The following is a 20,777-nucleotide window of genomic DNA, read 5'->3' as shown; positions in this document are numbered from 1 at the left end:
TTATTTCTCCAGTTGCTTCTTCAGATATTCGCTGATCATTGCATCGTATTCAGCAGTATGAGTGAAGGCTTCCAATGCCAGCTCCTTACGGGTGCGTGCATCAACGTCGCCTTCTTTAGCGAGCATTTCCATTAAGCCGGCATAACGGCTAGGATAGGTTACGATAACAACGTCTTTGAAGTTTTTAGCGCTGGCACGTACCATTGCCGGGCCGCCGATATCAATGTTTTCAATTGCCTCAGCCTCGGTTACGCCGGGTTTGGCAACGGTTTCACGGAAAGGATAGAGGTTAACAACAACCAGGTCAATCGGAGTGATGTCATGCTCAGCCAAAGCCTTCATATGCTCAGGATTGCTGCGTACAGCTAGGATTGCGCCATGAATTTTCGGGTTCAGAGTTTTTACACGGCCGTCCATGATTTCCGGGAAGCCGGTTACATCACTTACATAGGTTACAGGAATGCCTGCTTCCTTAATAGCCTTCATGGTGCCGCCGGTAGAAATAATTTCTACACCGTTGTCACTCAGGAATTTTGCCAGCTCTACAATGCCGGTTTTATCACTAACGCTTAATAATGCTCTTTTAATTTTCATGCTTTAACCTTTACCTTTCTGCCTTCGATTGTCAGCTTTCCTTCTGCCCAGAGCTTTAAAGCCTCCGGCATTGCGATATGCTCCTGCACCAGAATGCGGTCAGCCAGAGTATCCTCGGTGTCGTCATCCATAACAGGAACAACCTTCTGCAGGATAATCGGGCCGCTGTCAGTGCCTGCATCTACAAAATGAACAGTACAGCCGCTGAATTTTACGCCGTAATCCACAGCCTGCTTCTGTCCGTGCAGACCGGGGAAGCTCGGGAGCAGCGCCGGATGAATGTTAATAATCTTGTGCTGCCATTTATTTACGAAATCAGCGCTCAGAATACGCATGAAGCCTGCGAGAACTACCAGCTCGCAGCCCTCTGCTTCTAAAGCAGCGTTGATTTTTGCTTCAAATTCTTCTTTGGAAGCGCAAGCCTTACGCTCTACGGCAACGGTTTTGATATCGGCCTTTTGCGCACGCTCCAAAGCAAAAGCATCAGGCTTATCGCTGATTACAACCGCGATTTCCAGCGGCAGATAGCCATCAGCGATACGGTCCATAATTGCCTGCAGATTGCTGCCGCGACCGCTTACAAGTACGCCGATTTTATGCACCGAAAACGCCGCCTTTCATAATCGTTTCTTTGTGGCCGGGAACAACCTTGCCCAGCTCATAGAAGGTTTCGCCCTCAGCCTTCAGGTAAGCGCGTACAGCGTCAGCCTCAGACGGGTCAACAACCAATACCATGCCTACGCCCATGTTGAAGGTGCGGTACATTTCAGCCCAGGGCACATTGCCCCATTCCTGCAGCTTTTTGAAGACAACAGGAACTTCCCAAGCCTCGGAATTTACCTCAGCATCGCAGTCTTCGGGCAGAATGCGGGGGATATTATCATAGAAGCCGCCGCCGGTGATGTGCACCATACCGTGCAGGTCGAAGTTTTCAATCAGCGGCAGGCAGGTTTTCGGATACAGACGAGTCGGAGTCAGCAGCTTTTCGCCCAAGGTACAGCCAAATTCCGGAACTTCGGTGTCCATGGTGTAGCCCATAGCCTCAAAGCAGATTTTACGTACGAGGGAGAAGCCGTTGGAATGCACACCGCTGGAAGGCAGGCCCAAAAGCACGTCGCCGGCCTTAACCTTGTCACCGGTAATCATTTTGCTCTTATCAACAACGCCAACGCAGAAGCCTGCGATGTCATATTCGCCTTTGGAGTAGAAGCCGGCCATTTCGGCAGTTTCGCCGCCGATAAGAGCACAGCCGCTTTCCTTGCAGGCATTGGCAACACCCTTAACAATGTTGGCAACCTTTTGGGAATCAACCTTATCTACTGCAATGTAATCCAGGAAGAACAAGGGCTCTGCGCCTTGTACCAGGATATCGTTAACGCACATTGCTACAGCATCCTGACCGATAGTATCATGCTTATCAGCCATGAAAGCCAGCTTCAGTTTAGTACCTACGCCGTCAGTACCGCTGACAAGCACAGGCTCCTTGTATTTGCCGCTGTTTAAAGCAAACAGGCCACCGAAACCGCCCAGGTCACCGATAACCTCAGGTCTGTAGGTAGCACGTACGCTGTCCTTCATTAATTCTACTGCTTTATTACCAGCATCAATATCTACACCGGCATCAGCATAAGTAAGTTGTTTCTTTTCCTCGCTCATGAGCCTTCCTCCTGTTATTCAATAATGCTTTCAGGTTCTGCTTTGATTACACTATCTGCGTTATCGGGATATTTAGCGCTGAAGCAAGCACAGCACAAACCTTCGGGGTCAATTTTATCAATAGCACGTTTCATGCCATCCATAGAAATATAATGCAGACTGTCTGCCCCAATATAGCGGCAGATTTCATTTTCTGTGCAACGTGCCGCAATCAGCTCTTTGCGCTCGGAGGTATCAATACCATAGTAGCAGCTGTCTGTTACCGGGGGAGAAGAAATGCATACATGTACCTCACGTGCGCCTGCCTCCTTCAGCAGTTTAACAATCTTGCCGCTGGTAGTGCCGCGAACGATGGAGTCATCGACCATAACAACGGATTTGCCTTCTACAACGCTGCGAACCGGGTTCAGCTTCAGGCGTACTGCATTAGCACGTTGCTTTTGCGTCGGCTGAATAAAAGTACGGCCTACATAACGGTTTTTGGTAAGGCCTTCCAGGAAGGGAACGCCGGCCTCCATAGCATAGCCGATTGCTGCCGGAGTGCCGCTGTCAGGAACGGAAATAACGATGTCCGGATGGATATCGGGAGTTTCCTTAGCCAGCTCGCGACCCATCTGGATACGTGCATCATATACAGACTGGTTGTCGATGATACTGTCATTACGAGCAAAGTAAACATATTCAAAAATGCAATGCGCAGGCTTTGCCGGTTTGTTTTCAGCCCACATCATGCTGCGAGGTTCGGAGTTATCGCTGTCGATAATAATCATTTCGCCGGGCTTAACATCGCGTACCAGCTCTGCACCAACCAAGTCAAAAGCACAGGATTCGGAAGCAACGCACCAGCCGTTTTCCATTTTGCCGAGAACCAGCGGACGGAAGCCGTAGGGGTCGCGTACAGCGATAATTTTGTTATCAGTCATCAGCAGAATAGCGAAAGCACCTTTAATCTGGTTAACAGCCTCTGCTACACGCTCTTCAATAGTAGGACGCGCACTGTAGGCAATCAAGGTCAATACAACCTCACTGTCAACAGTAGTGTTGAACACAGCGCCTTCCTTAGCCAGGTTAGCACGCAGCTGACCGGCATTAGTCAGGTTACCGTTGTGGCTCAGCGCAAGGTTACCGCCGTCAAAATAAACCTTCAGCGGCTGAATGTTATACGGCATGCTGGCACCGGTTGTGGAATAACGTACGTGGCCGATGGCCGCATAGCCCTGCAAATCAGCAACGCCGTCCTTGAAAACATCGGCAACGAGGCCCATGCCCTTTTTAATTTTCATACGCTCGCCATCAGTTACAACAATACCGGTACTTTCCTGGCCACGATGCTGCAGCGCATACAGGCCCCAATAGGTGTTGAGTGCTACATCTTCATTATGGCTGAAGATACCAAAGACACCGCACTCCTCATGCAGCTTGTCCTCGCTAAAATTTTGCTCCTCGAAAATCTGCTCCACAATTTTTCTCCTTAATTTTAGTTTTTAGTTATCAATTGTCAGTTATTAGTGGTTAGTTATAAGTGATCAGTGATCAGTGGTCAGTAATTAGTTATTAATGTTTAGCAGTCAGTTTCTATTCACTATCCACTACTCACTATTCACTATTACAGGTGTAAATCCTTAAACTCCTGCGCAGGAACGCCACGCATGGAAGCCAGCTTTTCACCCTTAGCTCTTACTTCTTCACGCATTGTTGCACGATGCTCTGCCAGCTTTTCTACCAGCTCCGGATATTTTACGGAAAGAATCTGAATTGCGAACAATGCAGCATTCTTAGCACCGTTGATAGCCATCGTTGCAACAGGTACACCGGAAGGCATCTGTACAAAGCTCAGCAGTGCATCCATACCGGCCAACGGTGTTGCATTAATAGGAATACCGATGACAGGAACGGTAGTAAAGGCAGCGATGAAACCACCCAGATGAGCAGCTGCGCCGGCTGCGGCAATAATTACCTCTACGCCACGGTCACGGGCACCCTTAGCAAAGTTCTGTACTACGTCCGGAGTACGGTGAGCGGAAGCAACTACTACTTCAGTTTCAACGCCAAACTCCTTCAGAGTTTTTTCTGCAGCCTCAAGTACAGGCCAGTCAGAATTACTACCCATGATAATTGCAACTTTCATTGAAATCTACCTCCCAAAAATTACTTGTAGAAACAATAAAACCCAAGCAGAAAGCTGTTCAGTTTCGAAATCCTGTGCAAAATCTAACCCGGGTTCTCAATCACTTAAATAATTCACTTTAATTATACCAATCCAACGCGTAAACGTCAAATAAACTGTGAACTTTTTAACAGTTTTTTAGAAAATCGTTCGGAAAACTTCGGGGTAAAGAAAAAAAGCACCTGTCAGACACCAGACAGATGCTAAAAACTCATATACCAAAATGCTTATTCCACTGTTCAATGATTCTCTTTTTGTTCTGAGATACGAAGCGAAGTATTTTCAGCAAATCGGCATCAGGAATTTTGCTTTTATTATGCTCTAAAATAACACGTTCCCCAACCCATATTTTAGTTGCATTTTCAGTAGGCCTGCCTTGACAAACGTGTACGTGAACCGGCTCACCGGCATCACCTGACCAAAAATATATTGTATAACCTAAAAGCTTATACAGCATTGGCAAGATGATCTCCTCCTTCGCGTGCCATCTCCCAAATCAAGGCTGCATTATCAGCAGCAAAATCTTTTAAATCTTCTATTTCAGCCTCGCTGTATCCATAAAAAGAAGCTGTATCTAAGTCAGGCAAGGAAATCTGCAAATAGTCAAAGCCGGTATCTACAGGACGTTCAAAATAAACATCAATATGCTCACCGTTCTTATCCTTGCGTATATCATTAAAAGTAACAAGTGTTCCATCAGCGAATTCTACATATGTATATTTCATTTTGCTCACCTCGTTTTATAAACATCATGCATTGGCAACTCATTAACTGAATATCTCTTTTAATTGTATCATTTCCCAACCTGCTGCGCAATAATAAGCCTAATATATATATTAGAAAAAGCACCCTCCGCCGCCGCTTTCACGGCAGCAGAGGGCGCTTAAACCCAAAGCTGTTTTATTTTACGACAACGTTAATTGCATCGTTTACCAATACAACCTCAACCTTATCGCCATTTTTTATTTCACCTGCAACAATCTTCTTGCCCAGGATGTTTTCAACAGTGTGGACAATCAGACGTTTCAACGGACGAGCACCGAAGGCAGGATCAAAGCCGGCCTTTGCCAGGAAAGCGACAGCCTCGTCGGTATAAGTAAGCGTCAGTTCCAGCTGCTTATTCAGACGGTCACCCAGCTCTCGCAGTACCAGTTTAACGATTTCCTTAATCTGTTCTGCCTGCAGCGGTTTGAACACAACAATGTCATCAACACGGTTCAGGAATTCCGGACGGAAGAAGTTCATCAGCATCTGCTGAATCTTTTCTCTATCCATAGAGCCCTGCGCTTTCATAATCTCGTTGCTGCCAAGGTTACTGGTCATGATAATCAAGGTATTCTTGAAGTCAACGATACGGCCTTTACCATCAGTCAGACGGCCATCGTCCAGAACCTGCAGCAATACGTTAAAGACATCTGCATGTGCCTTTTCGATTTCGTCCAACAGGATTACGCTGTACGGATGACGGCGTACAGCCTCGGTCAGCTGACCGCCTTCATCATAGCCGACGTATCCCGGAGGCGCACCGATCAGACGAGATACGGTATGCTTCTCCATGTATTCGCTCATATCGATACGCACCATGTTGCGTTCATCATCAAAGAGCACCTCGGCCAAGGTCTTAGCCAGCTCGGTTTTGCCGACACCGGTAGGACCAAGGAAGATAAAGGAACCAATCGGACGATTAGGATCCTTGATACCGGCACGCGCACGGATAACAGCCTCGCTGACAGCCTTGACTGCTTCATCCTGACCGATAACATGCTCGTGCAGGATTTCCTCCAGGTGAACCAGTTTAGCACGTTCACCGGTACCTAAGCGGGCAACAGGAATGCCGGTCCAGGTGCTGACAACCTTAGCGATATCCTCTTCATCTACCTCTTCCTTGAGCATAACATTGTCATTGCCGTTTTCATCCTTCTTGGACAAAGCAGCCAATTCCTTCTGCAGCTCAGGCAGACGACCGTATTTCAATTCAGCCATTTTATTCAGGTCATAGTCGCGCTCAGCCTGCTCCATCTGGTTTTTCACAGCATCAATTTCCTTCTTTACCTCACGTACACGGGCAATGGAAGCCTTTTCTGCATCCCAGCGTTTAACAAGCTCGTCATTTTCCTTACGCAGTTTTGCCAGCTCCTCGTTCAGCTTAGCCAAACGGTCTTTGGACTGAGCATCCTCCTCTTTGCCCAAAGCCTGAGCTTCGATTTCCAGCTGCAGGATACGACGTTTGCTTTCATCCAGCTCGGTCGGCAGCGAATCAATTTCGGTACGCAGACGGGCAGCAGCCTCATCTACCAGGTCAATAGCCTTATCAGGTAAGAAACGGTCATTGATATAACGGTTAGAAAGCACAGCAGCAGCAACCAGGGCAGCGTCTTTAATGCGCACGCCATGATGTACCTCATAACGTTCACGCAGGCCACGCAGGATGGAAATTGTATCTTCAACGCTCGGCTCCTTAACCATTACCGGCTGAAAACGACGCTCCAGCGCACTGTCCTTTTCAATATACTTACGATATTCGTTCAGTGTAGTTGCACCTATGCAGCGCAGCTCGCCGCGCGCCAGCATCGGCTTCAGGATGTTGCCTGCATCCATAGCGCCTTCGGCAGCACCGGCACCGACAACGGTATGCAGTTCATCAATAAACATGATAATCTGACCGGCGCTTTCGCTGACAGCCTTCAATACTTTTTTCAGACGCTCTTCGAATTCACCACGGTATTTGGCACCGGCAACCAAAGCCGCCAGGTCCAGAGCATACAGGGTTTTATTCTTCAGGCTTTCCGGTACATCGCCGGCAATAATACGTCTTGCCAGACCTTCGACGATGGCAGTTTTACCAACGCCGGGTTCACCGATAAGCACCGGATTATTTTTCTTACGACGCGAAAGGATTTCAATCGTACGACGGATTTCCTCATCACGGCCGATTACCGGGTCCAGCTTGCCGTCTTTAGCTTTAGCTGTCAGATCCTGGCCGTATTTTTCCAGCGTCTTTTTAGTTTCATCATTTGCTTCGCTATTTTGATACTGCATAAATGCCGCCTCAACTTTTTTCTTATCTATACCATATTTACGGAAGAGTGATACAACATCGCTGTCACCGTCACTGGCCATAGCTGCAACCAGCTGACCGATGCCGATTTCTTCCTTACTTTGTCCCAGAATAGCCATTACTCTGGCAAAGCCGGTACCCATCATCAGCTGACGGTCCTGACCTTTAACTCCGGGGATTTTTTGTACTAAAGCCTTAGCATCCTTGCTGAAAGCATTTTCATCAATGTGCAGGCTCTGCAGCAAATATTTAAAGAAGCCGTCGCTGCCGCACAATGCTGCCAGAACATGTGCCGTTGTCAGCTCCTGGTGATAGTTCATAACTGCCTGCTGCTGAGCAGCCTCTAAGATAGCCTTTACCTCTTCACTGTAGCGTTCATTCATCACGCTGCACCTCCTTCTATCAGGTTCAATAGCGGTCAATAACCGAATGGCGTTGACTCTTTGCCATTTTCGGACCACTATTCACTTTCTAATTGCTATTATATCAGTAAAAGTCAAAAAGTCAAATGATTTTCTGTGTTAATTCAGTGAAAAATCACCGTCATTTTGTTGACAGATTGTTAGCTTTGTGGCAATATTAATAGCATGTCGTTCTGTCGGCCAAGTACTCTTAACCCCAAAGACCATCGGCTCACCCCAGCCGTTTTGACCTTTATGCGTACTTCCACCAACAGGTCTATAATAATAGTATTTGTCATGTTTTTATGAGGAGGAAACAAAATGTCACCCACCAGCTTATTGCGCGGTATCGCCTTTTTACTGCTTTTGCAATGGGTATCCACGCTCATCATCAACGCCCTCGGCGTACCCTTTCCGCCCGCTCTTTTGGGAATGCTGATTTTAACGGCACTTCTCTGCGGCAACGTTATTCCGGCAAGCTCCATCGAGGGAATCTGCGATATCCTGATTTCCAAAATGGGTATGCTGTTTTTACCGGCAGGCGTCAGCGTTATATTATATGTAGATGTTATCAAAGCTGAGCTGTTGCCCATTACTGTTACCATTGTTGTCTGCAGTATTGTCGTTCTGAGCGTTACAGCCTTCTTTATCGAAGCAATGCTTAAAGGAAAGGAGAGTCAATGATGCTTTTTCCTGACGTTTTACTTAACTCACCGCTCTTTGGCATAGGTCTGACGGTCATCCTGTATGTTATCAGCGAAATTATCATCGACCGCTTCAGCCTGAACATCATTCCGCCCTTCGTTATCGCCTGCCCTCTGGTCATCGCTGTCATCGTTCTGGCGCCAGGCGTAGAGTACAAGCAGTACGAAGCAGGTGCGGAATTCATTAACTTTCTTTTAGGACCGGCAACCATCGCTCTGGCCCTGCCCCTGTACAAGAACCGTGAACTTATCATGGCCAAGGCCGGTGCTATCGCCGGCGGCGTTACGTTGGCAACGCTTTCGGCTATCATAGTCGTTTACTTCTGCGGCAAGGCCATGGGTACCAGCGAGCAGGTTCTGCTTTCGCTCATTCCCAAATCCATTACGACGCCAATCGCCATTGATGTTTCCAAAACAATCGGCGGTATTCCGGCGTTGACTACAGCTGCTGTTATCTTCACCGGTATGCTGGGAGCAACCTTCAATCACAAGCTGCTGCGTCTTTTGGGAATCAAAAACCATTTGGCTGCCGGTCTTGCTATCGGCGCCTCCAGCCACGGCCTCGGCACCAGCGTCTGCGCCAATGTCAGCCCCGTTCAGCTGGCCATCGGCGGTGTAGCGATTGCCCTTACCGGCATCAGCACCTCTATCCTGGCACCTATTTTACTGCCGATTTTAAAAAGCATCTGGTAAGCAGATAAAGCAAAAGCCCAAATTCTCACATACATTTCATGTGGGAATTCGGGCTTTTTTGTTTTTAGAGATGCGGAATAATCCCGCGCAGCTCGGAAAAGATTACTGCCGCCTTATCCGCAGGATATACGCTGCACGGCAGCTTCCGCAAATCCTCGGTGCGCCAGCCTTTGTTTTCCTCCGCCAGCTTGGCCAGCGCTTCTTCCAAATCATGTGCCAGCACAACAGCAATCGCATCAAGATAAAATTCGCTGTTGACGCAGGGCTCGTCAATCATACTGTGGCTGTGATATGTTTTGTTGTGTCGCCAAACGTAAATGTTCATGCAGCATCCCTCCGTTCATGGTGATATTTGTTTAATTCTTGGGAGGGAGCAGTTTTTCCTGCTTAATGACCAAAAAGTCGAAACTCTGTAAAAAAGGACTACCACGCTAAGCATGATAGTCCTCAAATCATCTGTATATAAATTATTTGCCTAAGATTTCGTTGACGTAGTTTACCGCACTGACAGCGTTCGGCGCATAATGCTCGGCACCGATGGTGTCAGCGTATTCCTGCGTGAGCACCGCACCGCCGACAACAACCTGACAGTCACATTCATTATGCAACGCAGCAATAGTTTCTTCCATTGCGCCTACTGTAGTAGTCATCAATGCAGACAAGCCGACAACCTTGGCATCTGTTTTCTTGGCTGCCTCTACAACTGCTTCCACAGGCACGTCCTTGCCCAAGTCAAGCACGCGATAGCCGTAATTTTCCAACAGTACCTTAACGATGTTTTTGCCGATATCGTGGATATCGCCATGGACAGTAGCGATAATTACTGTTTCTCCCTGCGTTTCGCCCACGCCGACAGCCTCGCGGATAACCTCAAAGGCTGCCTTCGCCGCATCCGCGCTCATCAGAAGCTGCGGCAGGAAGAGAGTTTTCTTTTCAAAGCCATGACCGACAAAATCAAGCGCAGGAATCATATATTTGTTAATGATATCCAACGGCTTTTCGCTTTCCAGAGCCTTGGCTGCGGCCTGACGCGCAGGTCCCTGCAGTCCTTTGACAATGGCATCGTAAAGACCCATTTCGCTTACTGTTGTTGCTGCAGCCTTCGGTGCATCTGCATAATGCTGTACATATTCCTTGCAGCCCTCGTCATAGCCTGCCAGCGCACGATACCCGTAATAAGCATCCATCATCGGCTTGCTCTGCGGATTGATGATGCCGCAGGAAAGGCCTGCTGCCATTGCCATGCTGAAGAAGGTGCTGTTGACAGCATCACGTCCGGGAAGACCGAACGAAATGTTGGAAACACCCATAACAGTGTTGATGCCGCGTGCCTTCATCGTGCGGATAACCTCACAGGCAATCGCCGCATTTTCGGCACCGGTGGAAATAGTCAGTGCCAGCGGGTCTACAACTATATTGCGGCTTTCAATGCCGTATTCGGCCGCACGGGCGATAATTTTTTCAGCCACGGCAATACGTCCTGCTGCAGTAGCGGGAATACCGCTGTCGTCAAGACACAGTGCAACCAGCACAGCGCCGTATTTTTTAGCCAGCGGCAGCACATGCTGCAGGCTGTCCTCCTTACCATTGACGGAATTAAGCATAGGCTTGCCGTTATAGAGGCGCAGCGCTCTTTCCATTGCTTCGTAATTAGATGTATCAATCTGCAGCGGCGTATCGGTAATCGCCTGCAGCGCCGGCACAGCCTTCGCAGCCATTGCCGCTTCGTCAATACCCGGCGTGCCTACGTTAACGTCCAGAATCTGTGCGCCCACGCCAATCTGCTCCAGACCAAGACGGCACACATAATCAAGGTCACCGTTTACCAGCGCTTCCTTCAAACGTTTTTTGCCGGTAGGATTGATGCGTTCGCCGATAATTACAGGACCTTCACCCAAATGTACTGCTTTGCCGTAGGAGGATACCGCAGTCAGACGGCAATCACGCGTACCACCCGGCTGCAGAGTTTTGCATTTGGCAATCATCTGCGCAATATGCTCCGGCGTTGTACCGCAGCAGCCGCCTACAATGCTTGCGCCCTTGCCTGCGAGCTCGTACATCAGCTCCGCATATTCCTCCGGTCCGACATCAAAGCAGGTTTTGCCGTCACGCTGCACCGGCAGTCCGGCATTAGGATTGATAATCAGCGGCAGGCTGGTTGCTTCCAGCATTTGCGGGAATAGCTTGCCCACCTGCACCGGTCCCAAACCGCAGTTAAAGCCGATGGCATCTACGCCCAGACCTTCGCACATCAAAGCGGCAGCCTCAACCGTAGCACCGGTCAACAGCTTGCCATCCTCGTCAAAGGTCATGGTCACGCAAATCGGCAAATCACAGTTTTCCTTAGATGCCAGAACCGCAGCCTTGATTTCGTAGGTGTCGCTCATTGTTTCGATAAGAATCAGATCCGCACCGGCAGCAGCGCCGTAGCGTACCATTTCGCCGTAGGCTTCTACTGCCTTTTCAAAGGGCAAATCGCCATAAGGAGCCAACAGCTTCCCTGTCGGTCCCAAATTCAGCGCAACAAATTTGTTTTCCCTGCCACCGCAGGCCTTCTTGGCAATCGCCACAGCCGCTTCGATGGTTTCCTTGCAATCCAGTCCGGAGCCTGCCAGCTTCAACGGATTAGCGCCGAAGGTATTGGATTTTACGATATTGGAGCCTACATCAAGATAACTGCGATGCACAGCCTCTACAATATCGGGGTGTGTAAAATTCCAGCTTTCGGGCAGCTCACCCGGCTGCAGACCGCGTGCCTGCAGCTGTGTGCCGGTAGCACCATCAAAGAACAGCATTTGCTTGCCTAACAATTCCTTAAAATTCATAAATTAAATCTTCTCCTCAAACTTTCTTAATATCAGTATCTCTGTAAGGACAGTTTATATTACTGCAGGTCATACATTTATTCTGCACGCAGGCAGCATCTTCCGATAAGCCGATGATTGCCGTCACCGACTTCGACGGAGCCATCATCAGTCCGTCCGTCAGCGTCAGGCCGATGCGTTTGGCACAGTTCAGCACTGCAAACAGCTGACGCTGCTCCTCCAGCGGCCAATCACCATAGCCCGGCGAAAAACGCGGACGCTGCAGCAGACCGCCTGTTTCAGCCTGCGCCTGTACCTCATCGCAATAGCTTTCAATCAGCGCCGCTGCCACGGCCTGAGCCGCCGCGCCTTCAGCAACGCTGATAAGCGCCAGGCGACGAATGGCTGCGTCTACCCTGCTGCCGAGCGTTGCCCCCATAAGCAGCACCGTGTTGCAGCCCTTCAAATGGCGCGCCAGTGCACGCGAATGAAAGCGCACGCCGCAGTCCAGCGTTACGCCTGCTTCATCTGCCGTTATCGCATGCTTTTGCAGGATATAACGCGCCTGCACCTCATTGCGCAGCTTCAGATAAACCGTATCCACTAAAATTTCTGCTGCCTTATCTCCCGGCTTGGCCCGCAGATAGCGCAGCGCTTCCTTTTGCTTAAATTCCATAACAACAACCTTAAATTTTGCGCCGTAGCGCAGGACTATTTATCTACAATCTCTCCGAGATTATTCATAATACCGGCAAAAATTTCCGGCTTGTTCATCGTGTAGATATGTACATTGTCAAAACCATTAGCAATCAAATCAATAATTTGACCGGTAGCATAGGCGATACCTGCCTGCTTCAGTGCCTCCGGCTTATCGGCAAACTTTTCTACCATCGCACGAAACTGCGGCGGCAGCTTAGTACCGCTCAGCTGGCAGATGCGGATAATCTGCTTAGCATTCGTCACCGGCATAATGCCCGGCACCACCGGCACATTGATGCCCGCACGCAGCAGGCGGAACATATAGTTATACAAAATCGTATTATCAAAAAACATCTGTGTCACCAAAAAGTCAACACCTGCATCCACCTTGTACTTGGTGTTTTCTATATCCTTTTCCAGCGAACCCGATTCGGGATGGCCTTCGGGATAAGCAGCACCGCCAACACAGAAATCACCCTGCTGCTTTACAAACCGCATCAGCTCACTGGCATGAGCAAAGCTGCCGATTTCCTCGCCCTGCATATCTGCCGGGATATCGCCGCGCAGCGCCAGAATATTTTTTACGCCAAAGCCCTGCAGCTGTCCAAGTACCTCTGCCAGCTTTGCTTCATCAGCCTTTACACAAGTCAGATGAGCCAGAGCCGGCATGCCGTTATCCTCTACTTTTTTGGCCAGTGCTGCCGAATAGCCTACCGTGCTGCCGCCTGCGCCATAGGTGACGCTCATATAGGACGGCGTGCTGGCTGCAATTTTGTTGACAATCTCCAGACTGTTTTGCAGCTCTGCGCCCTGCTTAGGCGGAAACAGCTCGCACGACAGATGAATTTTACCGTTTTTTAAGATATCAATTATTTTTTCCGATGTCATATTTATCCCCCAAAATCAAAAGCATTCGTATGACATTTTAACAGTTTGCGACATCTTTGGCAAACAAAAAGCAGAAGAATTTAACTAATAAGCGATAAAACCTACTAAAATGATAAATATGTTACACACTAAAAATCCCGCAGCCGGATAAGCTGCGGGATTGAATTTCGTTGGCGGAGACGGTGGGATTCGAACCCACGTGCCGCGCAAACGGCAAACTGATTTCGAGTCAGCCGCGTTATGACCACTTCGCTACGTCTCCATTATTCTGTTATGGCAAAATATTCGCATCAGGTTAACATTAATATTATATAAGAAAAATCCTGTCTTGGCAACCGCCTGACGAAATTATTCCTGCGGCGCACCGGCTTCACTCTTGCGCTTCGCCTTGTTTTCCTGACGGCGACGGCGGAAAAAGTCGCGCATTACCTGCGCGCATTCCTCCTCACAGATGCCGCTGATAACTTCAGCGCAGTGATTGAGATTAGGATTCGTAATAATATTGAAAATTGATTCCGCACCGCCGGCCTTCACATCATGACAGCCGTAAACAACGCGGTCGACACGGCCGTTGACAATGGCACCGCTGCACATCGGGCAGGGCTCAACGGTAACGTAAAGCGCACAACCGCTCAGACGCCAGCGCCCCAGGCGCTCGCAGGCCTCGCGGATGACAATGACCTCAGCGTGCGCCGTTGCGTCATGCCAAGTTTCACGCATATTGTGCGCGGCGGCGATAACCTCACCTGTTGTCATGTCCGCCAGTACCGCGCCGATAGGAATTTCACCAAGCTCTGCGGCCTTGCGTGCCTCAGCCAGTGCCAGCTGCATATACTTTTTATCTTCCATCAGGCATCCTCCGCCGCTTCCATCAGCAGCTCCCATTTTTCCATCAGCTCAGCAATGGTTTGCTCGTATTCCTCATGCTCTGCTGCCATCGCTGCGCTATGCTCTGGACTGGTGTGATTTGCCGGGTCCGCCATCTGCTTTTCCAAAAGGCCCATCATGGCCTCCTGCTCACGAATCTGCAGCTCTACCTTGGGCAACAGTCGTGCAGCCTCGTCCGGACTGTAACGACGTTTTTTATCCTCTTGCTTTTTCTCCTTTACCGGCGCTGCTGCAGTCTGTTGCTGCTTTTTAGCCTGTGCCTCCGCATAGGCTGCAGCCTTTTCCGCTTCCTCCTGTGCCTGCGCCAAAGCAGCAGCCTTTTTCTGTTTTTCTTCGAGGTAGAAATCGTAGTTACCCTTATAGTCCTTAACCTCTAAATCCTCAATTTCCCAGATGCGGTCGGCAACCTCGTTGACAAAGTAACGGTCATGGCTGACTACCAGCACTGTGCCGTCAAAGGATTCCAACGCGGCCTCTACTGCTTCGCGTGCCATAATATCCAGATGGTTTGTCGGTTCGTCAAGCACCAGACAGTTAGCACCGTCCAACACCAGCTTCAGCAGCACCAGGCGTGCCTTCTGACCGCCGCTCAGCTCGCCGATTTTTTTGAACACATCATCACCGTGGAACAGCATGCCGCCAAGCATAGAGCGTGTATACTCTTCCGTAAAGCCGTATTCAACAACAAAGTTTTCCAACAGCGTCTGCTCCGGGTTTAAGCGCTCATAGCTCTGCGAAAAATAACCGATCTGCACTCTGCTGCCAATCTTGGCCTTGCCCTTCAGCGGTGCAATTTCGCCCAAGATAGTACGCAGCAGCGTCGTCTTGCCGGTACCGTTGGCACCCAAAAGCGCTGCCTTTTCACCGCGGCGTAGTGTAAGGTTAATACCTTTGGCCAGTATCTTCTCGCCGTAGCCGATGGTCAGGTCCTCCATAATCAGCACTCTGTCCGCACATTCGGCAGCCGGCGGCAAACGCAGCTCAAACTCCTCATGCTGCACCGGCGCATCAATACGCTCCAGACGGTCGAGCTGTGACTGACGACCACGCGCCATTTTACTCTTGATGCCTGCCTTGAAGCGACGGATATATGCCTCGGTGCGCGCAATATAATCCTGCTGCGCATTATAGGCAGCAGTCAGCGTACTGCTCTGAATCGCCTTCTGCTCCAGATAGCGGGTGTAATTGCCCTTAAAGGATTGCAGCTTGCCGCCCTCCATTTCCATAATGCGCATAGCAACATTATCGAGGAAGGCACGGTCATGGCTGACAACGAGCAGACCGCCCTTAAATTCCTGCAAATACTTTTCCAGCCACTGCGTCATTACAATATCTAAATGGTTCGTCGGTTCGTCCAGAATCATAAAGTCGGGATTACGCACCAGTGCCGCCGCCAGCATCAGACGTGTTTTCTGACCGCCGCTCAGCGTTGCCGCATCATGCTGCCACCAATCCTCGGTATAGCCCAACCCGATAAGCACACGCTTAATGCGGTTTTCGTAATTATAGCCGTCAATAAATTCGTAGCGCTTAAGTACGCGTCCGTACTCCTCCAGGCAGCTGTCCAGCTTTTCGCCCTGCAGCTTGCCGGAATCAGCCTCAAGCTGTGCCAGCTTTTGGCGCAGGCTGCCGATTTCCGGGCAGGCTGTCTGCATAAACTGCCAGATAGTACCTCTGATATCGGTAAAGCCCTGCTGTACATAGCCCACGCTGATACCGGGTTCAAATTTTACCGCACCGCTGTCAACCCATTCAGGCTGCAGCAGGCAACGCAGCAGCGTAGTCTTGCCGCTGCCGTTGACGCCGACAAGGCCAACGTGCTCGCCTTGCTCCACCATGAAGCTGACGTCTTTAAATATTTCATGAATGCCAAATGCTTTGGCGATTTTATCTACTACTAATTGCATAACCATTCTCCTTTTAACAACTATTATAACACCTTCCGGCATTATACTCAAAAGGCTCTGCTATATTCTTATATTTTCGTGCATTACATAAAAAGAGGCTGCCGCATCTGCGGCAACCTCCATATACTTTTAAGATTTATGGGCCATTGCTACCTGAGTTTTAGTCTGGAGTAAACTCTTTTGATGCTTACGCCAACGATAGCACAGCATCGGCACCACCAGCATCGGTACGCCAGCGTACAGCGTCTGGCGTAAATCCGGTGTCAAAGCAATTACTGCCAGGCAGAAAACCTGCGACCAGATACCGAAATGCGTAACATACGGGAAGAACGGTGTTTTATACTTCAGAGTATCCTCCTTGCCTTCGGCAATCAGACGGCGGCGGAATTTATATTGGCTCCAGCAAATGGAAATCCAAGCCATCGCTCCGGTAAAGCCGGATACTGCCAGCAAATAAGTATACAGTGTAGAATCGGGATTAAAGGTGTAGAAAACGATAACTGCCCAGCAGGCACATACAGAAACGATAATGGAATTCTGCGGCATACCGTTTTTATTGAGCTTGCCCAAAAACGCCGGAGCCATATCCATACGAGCCAGTGCATGCAGCGCACGAGCACCGCCATACAGTCCGGAGTTAGCGCAGGAAACACCTGCAACCAGCACTACAAAGGCAATCGCAGAAGCTAAGCCTTCAAAGCCGTATTCCGCCAAAGCAGCGGCAAACACGCTCTCCTTCAGGCTGGCCTTATCCCACGGCATAATGGACAGCAATAATGTAATAGGAATGATATATAAAGCAATGACACGCCAGGAAACATTACGAACCGCAATAGGAATGCTTTTAGCAGGATCCTTGCATTCGCCCGCAGCCAGACCGATGATTTCGGTACCTTGGAAGTTAACCAGAATAATAACCATGGTCAGCACAATCGGCCAATATCCCTGAGGAGCAAAGCCGCCTTGGCCCAGCAGCACCTTAGCACCTAAATAGCCCTGGTCACCAACAAGACCGCAGACTATTAAACCGGCAACGCCGCAGAAACCCACAAGGGCAGCAATTTTGATAATGGAAAGCCAAAATTCGCTTTCACCGAAATTATCAACATGAAAAAGGTTAATTACAGTCACTAGCAGGCCAAAAAGAATTGCCCACCACAGTTGACTGACGGCAGGTACAAAATTATTCATAATGATACCCGCAGCAATCATTTCAGACGGCACGTAAGCCATCCAGTTCAGCCAATAGGCCCAGCCAACGCCACAAGCCCAGGTTGAAGATATATTCTCACGTGCGTAGGTAACAAAGGAACCGGAAATAGGCTTAGCTACAGCCAGCTCCGCCAGGCACAGCATAACGCATAAGACGATTGCACCGCCAAAAAGATAAGAAAGAATAATAGCAGGTCCGGCCTGCTCAATCGCATATCCGGCACCTAAAAAATAACAGCTGCCGATAATGCCACCTAAAGAAATCATCTGTAAGTGTCTGTTCTTTAAACTTCTATTCATGGATTGCTCGTTCATTACCTTAATAACACAACCTTTCTTGAGCATATGTGTGGAACCTTCCGTTCCGCCAAAATTCTTGTGATATGATTTTACTACAAAAAACCGTGTTTGTATAGCAAAAAATGCACTAAAATCAGCGATTTTACAAAAAAAATCTATTTTCCTCTTTTTTCCGCTGTTTTGCATCATTTTCAAGCGTACTTCTTCACAATTCTCTACAAAAATACTCCACCGCCATCCCAACAATGACAAGGGAGTAAACAAAGAAGGCTACTCTAAAGATGATTGAAAAGACTCCAGCAATGCATGCAGATACAGCCAAGCGCACTTACGAGCAGCATGCAGATTATTGAAAGCTTGAGGCCGTTTTTCAGTAAATCATCAGGGTTCAAACCGTAGGTTACACCTACGGCACGTGTGCTGACCGGCAGAATAAAAGCACAGTTAACGGCAACAATCGAGGTCAGGATATAAGGAATGGGGTTCAACCCCAGCTGCTGCGAAATGCTTTGTACTACCGGAATTGAGATAGAAGCCGCCGCAGTATTACTGCTTATTTCCGTCAGGAATGTGGCAAACAGCGTCAGGCTGAACATCGTTTCCCAACCTCCGCTTAACGGCAGCAGCGTAATTACCTTAGCAATCTGCGTTGCCGCACCGGTTTTCGTAATCAGCTGTCCCAACGCCAGACCGCCGGAAAAAAGGAAAATCATCCCCCACATGATGCCCTTTTCAGCCTCACGCCAGGTCAGAAGCAGCTGACCTGTTTCGTTGCGCAACATAAAGGTGAGCATACCGAAGGTGAAGAAAACATACGCAGGCTTCATCAGCGGCAAATACTGCACGTAAAGCGGACGGACGAAGGCCAAACCTGTTGCGAGAATAAAAAGCCACAATCCTAACTTTTCACCGCGGCTCATCGGCCCGAGCTTATCATAGGCAGCACGGAAATATTCCTTGCCGCCGTCAAGACGTTTAACAGGCAGCGGCAGATGCAGCAGATAAGCCATAATCAGCAACATGATGATGAACAGCAGCGGCAGAAAGCGGATAAGCCAATCCACATACATGAATTCATGTCCCGTAAGCTTTTCCAGATAGCTGATTGCTACCAGGTTGGAGCTGCTGCCTAAGGGTGAGCCGAAGCCGCCGAAGCCTGCGCCCCAGACGATAGCCAACAGAATCGGTGTTGCTACGGGATTATCGGTAATCTGCTGCTGTCCCAAAAAGCGCAACATGCTTACAGCTACCGGCAAAAGAATCATAACAACGACGACGTTTGGCAGAAAGATAGACAGCAACGTTGAAGCCACCAGCCAGACGCAAATCTGCTCGCGCATCGATGTTCCCAATCCGCAAAGGCTTTTAATCGCCAGACGCTTATCAAGATGTGTTTTTTCCCACACCAGGCTGATAAGATCACTGCCGACCAGCAGCACGACGATTTCCGAAAAGTATTTGCTGATAATCCCCTCCATCGGCACCATGCCGAAGATAGCGTTCAGCGGAATCGGCAGCAGCGAGGTTACGGCGATATTTACCGGACGCAGCACCCACCAAAGGCCCATCCAGAAAATCGTGGCAATAGCGGCCGCCTGCTTAAATTCAATTATAGGCGCCAATACAAGCAGGACGACAAGAAAAAGTAAGGGACCTGAGATAACATTCAACGAACGGTGTTTTTTCATAAATAACAGCTTCCTCTCCGAGTTCAATAGAAGTTTTCCTTCTATTTTTGCGTTTACTTAATTCTACTCCCGTTCTATAATTAAGTAAAAGACTTTATTTTGATTATTATAATCATATTCTTTGATATTTTAAGGAGATACTGCTATGGATTTTGCTTTTTACAGAAACTTTATCACTGTTGCCGAAACAGGTAATCTCAGCGCCGCAGCGAAACGTCTGGGCATCGTACAGCCGGCGCTCAGCGCGCAGATGAAGGCTATCGAAAGAAACTACGGCGTGCAGCTTTTCAAAATGCAGCGCGGTAAGCGCCACATTGAACTGACGGAAGCAGGCGAAACCTTTTTGCAGCAGGCGCGTCAGCTGTGCAATACGGAAGATGATATCAGTCTGCGTATGCAGGCCTTCGGCAGGCGTGCCGCAGGTACGCTGCGCTTCAGCGTGTCACATGTGCGCACCGACTACTTCCTGCGCAGCTATCTTATTCCCTTTGCCAAGGAAAATCCCGGTATCAGTTATCAGTTTCACGATGCTACGGTAGAGCAGCAGCAGCAGCAGCTGGAGGCAGGCAGCATTGATTTTGCCTTTGCCAATGCGCCGCTGCCTGCAGCGCATAATTTTGCTACTATCAAGGTGCAGCGGGAGAATTTTTATGCTTTCTATAATGCCGGATTTGCGGTTCCGTGGGCAAATAAAAGTATGCTTTCGCCGGAGGATTTAGCAGGTGTGCCCTTGTGCTGTAATTATGGCAGCTATGCGCTTTTGCGCAATGTGTTTAAGGATTATGCTGTTAAGCCTAATGTTGCCTTTATTGCCACTACGGCGGAGAGTGCGCTTACCTTTGCGACAAGCGGACTGGGAGTTGCGGTTGTTGCGGCGTTGGAGGGTGATGCTGTGCCGCAGGAGATGGTGCGACAGCAGCTTGTTGATGAGAAGCTGCATTTTGATCAGACGTTGTATTGGAGTAAGGAGCATAAATTATCGCCTGCGTCTGAGGGGTTTTTGGAGTTTTTCCGCAAGCATATATAGTTATGTTACTTTTCCACGGAAGAAAAAGTAACCAAAAGTTCCTTTAGACGTGCACAAGACATGTTGTGTGCATCCGTTAGGATGATATAAG

The 20,777-nt window shown here is 49.0% G+C and carries 19 protein-coding genes and 1 tRNA gene; 3 read left to right on the top strand and 17 right to left on the bottom strand.

The window, feature by feature from the left end:
* The 8 genes from HMPREF9443_RS07955 to clpB all read right to left on the bottom strand — a co-directional run bounded on the left by HMPREF9443_RS07955 (position 1) and on the right by clpB (position 7,858).
* Positions 1–594, bottom strand: a complete 594-nt coding sequence (locus HMPREF9443_RS07955; protein ID WP_009146066.1) for an IMP cyclohydrolase — start codon at positions 592–594, stop codon at positions 1–3.
* Complete coding sequence (purN, locus tag HMPREF9443_RS07950) at positions 591–1,196, bottom strand: phosphoribosylglycinamide formyltransferase (protein WP_009146065.1); 606 nt, start codon at positions 1,194–1,196, stop codon at positions 591–593. The genes HMPREF9443_RS07955 and purN overlap by 4 nt, the downstream gene beginning before the upstream one ends.
* Positions 1,189–2,250 (bottom strand): phosphoribosylformylglycinamidine cyclo-ligase, encoded by a 1,062-nt coding sequence (purM, locus tag HMPREF9443_RS07945; protein WP_009146064.1) that lies wholly within the window; start codon positions 2,248–2,250, stop codon positions 1,189–1,191. The genes purN and purM overlap by 8 nt, the downstream gene beginning before the upstream one ends.
* Positions 2,251–2,264: 14 nt before the next feature.
* Positions 2,265–3,710 carry an amidophosphoribosyltransferase gene (purF, locus tag HMPREF9443_RS07940; RefSeq protein WP_009146063.1) on the bottom strand — a complete coding sequence of 482 codons (1,446 nt, stop codon included), beginning with the start codon at positions 3,708–3,710 and terminating at the stop codon, positions 2,265–2,267.
* 146 nt (positions 3,711–3,856) lie between these two features.
* Positions 3,857–4,378 carry a 5-(carboxyamino)imidazole ribonucleotide mutase gene (gene purE, locus HMPREF9443_RS07935; protein ID WP_009146062.1) on the bottom strand — a complete coding sequence of 174 codons (522 nt, stop codon included), beginning with the start codon at positions 4,376–4,378 and terminating at the stop codon, positions 3,857–3,859.
* A gap of 250 nt (positions 4,379–4,628) precedes the next feature.
* The gene (locus HMPREF9443_RS07930; protein WP_009146061.1) at positions 4,629–4,874 is read right to left on the bottom strand and encodes a DUF4160 domain-containing protein; all 246 of its coding nucleotides are present in this window, start codon (positions 4,872–4,874) and stop codon (positions 4,629–4,631) included.
* A complete protein-coding gene (locus tag HMPREF9443_RS07925) occupies positions 4,864–5,142 on the bottom strand; it encodes a hypothetical protein (RefSeq protein ID WP_009146060.1) in 279 nt (92 codons plus the stop codon). The genes HMPREF9443_RS07930 and HMPREF9443_RS07925 overlap by 11 nt, the downstream gene beginning before the upstream one ends.
* A 175-nt stretch (positions 5,143–5,317) precedes the next feature.
* Positions 5,318–7,858, bottom strand: a complete 2,541-nt coding sequence (gene clpB / locus HMPREF9443_RS07920) for an ATP-dependent chaperone ClpB (RefSeq protein WP_009146059.1) — start codon at positions 7,856–7,858, stop codon at positions 5,318–5,320.
* A gap of 339 nt (positions 7,859–8,197) precedes the next feature.
* Here clpB and HMPREF9443_RS07915 point away from each other — a divergent pair, with 339 nt between their 5' ends.
* Together HMPREF9443_RS07915 and HMPREF9443_RS07910 are read left to right on the top strand one after the other, a co-directional pair.
* Complete coding sequence (locus HMPREF9443_RS07915; protein ID WP_040565315.1) at positions 8,198–8,560, top strand: CidA/LrgA family protein; 363 nt, start codon at positions 8,198–8,200, stop codon at positions 8,558–8,560.
* The gene (locus HMPREF9443_RS07910) at positions 8,557–9,273 is read left to right on the top strand and encodes an LrgB family protein (protein WP_009146056.1); all 717 of its coding nucleotides are present in this window, start codon (positions 8,557–8,559) and stop codon (positions 9,271–9,273) included. The genes HMPREF9443_RS07915 and HMPREF9443_RS07910 overlap by 4 nt, the downstream gene beginning before the upstream one ends.
* A gap of 64 nt (positions 9,274–9,337) precedes the next feature.
* On the opposite strand, the gene HMPREF9443_RS07905 is transcribed toward HMPREF9443_RS07910, so the two are convergent.
* From HMPREF9443_RS07905 to HMPREF9443_RS07865, 9 genes are all read right to left on the bottom strand, one after another.
* Positions 9,338–9,598, bottom strand: a complete 261-nt coding sequence (locus HMPREF9443_RS07905; RefSeq protein ID WP_040565313.1) for a hypothetical protein — start codon at positions 9,596–9,598, stop codon at positions 9,338–9,340.
* A gap of 142 nt (positions 9,599–9,740) precedes the next feature.
* Positions 9,741–12,098, bottom strand: coding sequence for a homocysteine S-methyltransferase family protein (locus HMPREF9443_RS07900; protein WP_009146054.1), 2,358 nt, complete (start codon positions 12,096–12,098; stop codon positions 9,741–9,743).
* 16 nt (positions 12,099–12,114) lie between these two features.
* The gene (locus HMPREF9443_RS07895; RefSeq protein WP_009146053.1) at positions 12,115–12,753 is read right to left on the bottom strand and encodes a vitamin B12 dependent-methionine synthase activation domain-containing protein; all 639 of its coding nucleotides are present in this window, start codon (positions 12,751–12,753) and stop codon (positions 12,115–12,117) included.
* Positions 12,754–12,788: 35 nt separating this feature from the next.
* Positions 12,789–13,664 (bottom strand): methylenetetrahydrofolate reductase, encoded by an 876-nt coding sequence (locus HMPREF9443_RS07890; RefSeq protein ID WP_009146052.1) that lies wholly within the window; start codon positions 13,662–13,664, stop codon positions 12,789–12,791.
* 171 nt (positions 13,665–13,835) lie between these two features.
* Positions 13,836–13,926: transfer RNA gene (locus tag HMPREF9443_RS07885), tRNA-Ser, on the bottom strand.
* Between the two features lie 86 nt (positions 13,927–14,012).
* Positions 14,013–14,513: a tRNA adenosine(34) deaminase TadA gene (tadA, locus tag HMPREF9443_RS07880; protein WP_009146051.1), complete on the bottom strand. Its 501-nt coding sequence runs from the start codon at positions 14,511–14,513 to the stop codon at positions 14,013–14,015.
* Positions 14,513–16,459, bottom strand: a complete 1,947-nt coding sequence (locus HMPREF9443_RS07875; protein ID WP_230197169.1) for an ABC-F family ATP-binding cassette domain-containing protein — start codon at positions 16,457–16,459, stop codon at positions 14,513–14,515. The genes tadA and HMPREF9443_RS07875 overlap by 1 nt, the downstream gene beginning before the upstream one ends.
* 129 nt (positions 16,460–16,588) lie before the next feature.
* The gene (locus HMPREF9443_RS07870; protein WP_187363714.1) at positions 16,589–17,986 is read right to left on the bottom strand and encodes an amino acid permease; all 1,398 of its coding nucleotides are present in this window, start codon (positions 17,984–17,986) and stop codon (positions 16,589–16,591) included.
* Positions 17,987–18,246: 260 nt separating this feature from the next.
* Positions 18,247–19,659, bottom strand: coding sequence for an SLC13 family permease (locus HMPREF9443_RS07865; protein WP_009146048.1), 1,413 nt, complete (start codon positions 19,657–19,659; stop codon positions 18,247–18,249).
* 145 nt (positions 19,660–19,804) lie between these two features.
* Between HMPREF9443_RS07865 and HMPREF9443_RS07860 the strand changes: the two genes are divergently transcribed.
* Entirely contained in the window at positions 19,805–20,686 is an 882-nt protein-coding gene (locus tag HMPREF9443_RS07860; RefSeq protein WP_009146047.1) for a LysR family transcriptional regulator, read from the top strand.
* Positions 20,687–20,777 lie beyond the last annotated feature (91 nt).

The sequence above is a fragment of the Phascolarctobacterium succinatutens YIT 12067 genome (assembly GCF_000188175.1).
GTDB classification, from domain to species: Bacteria; Bacillota; Negativicutes; order Acidaminococcales; family Acidaminococcaceae; genus Phascolarctobacterium_A; species Phascolarctobacterium_A succinatutens.
The sequence above is the reverse complement of the archived record's forward strand: the minus strand, read 5'-3'. Positions and strand labels throughout refer to the sequence as shown.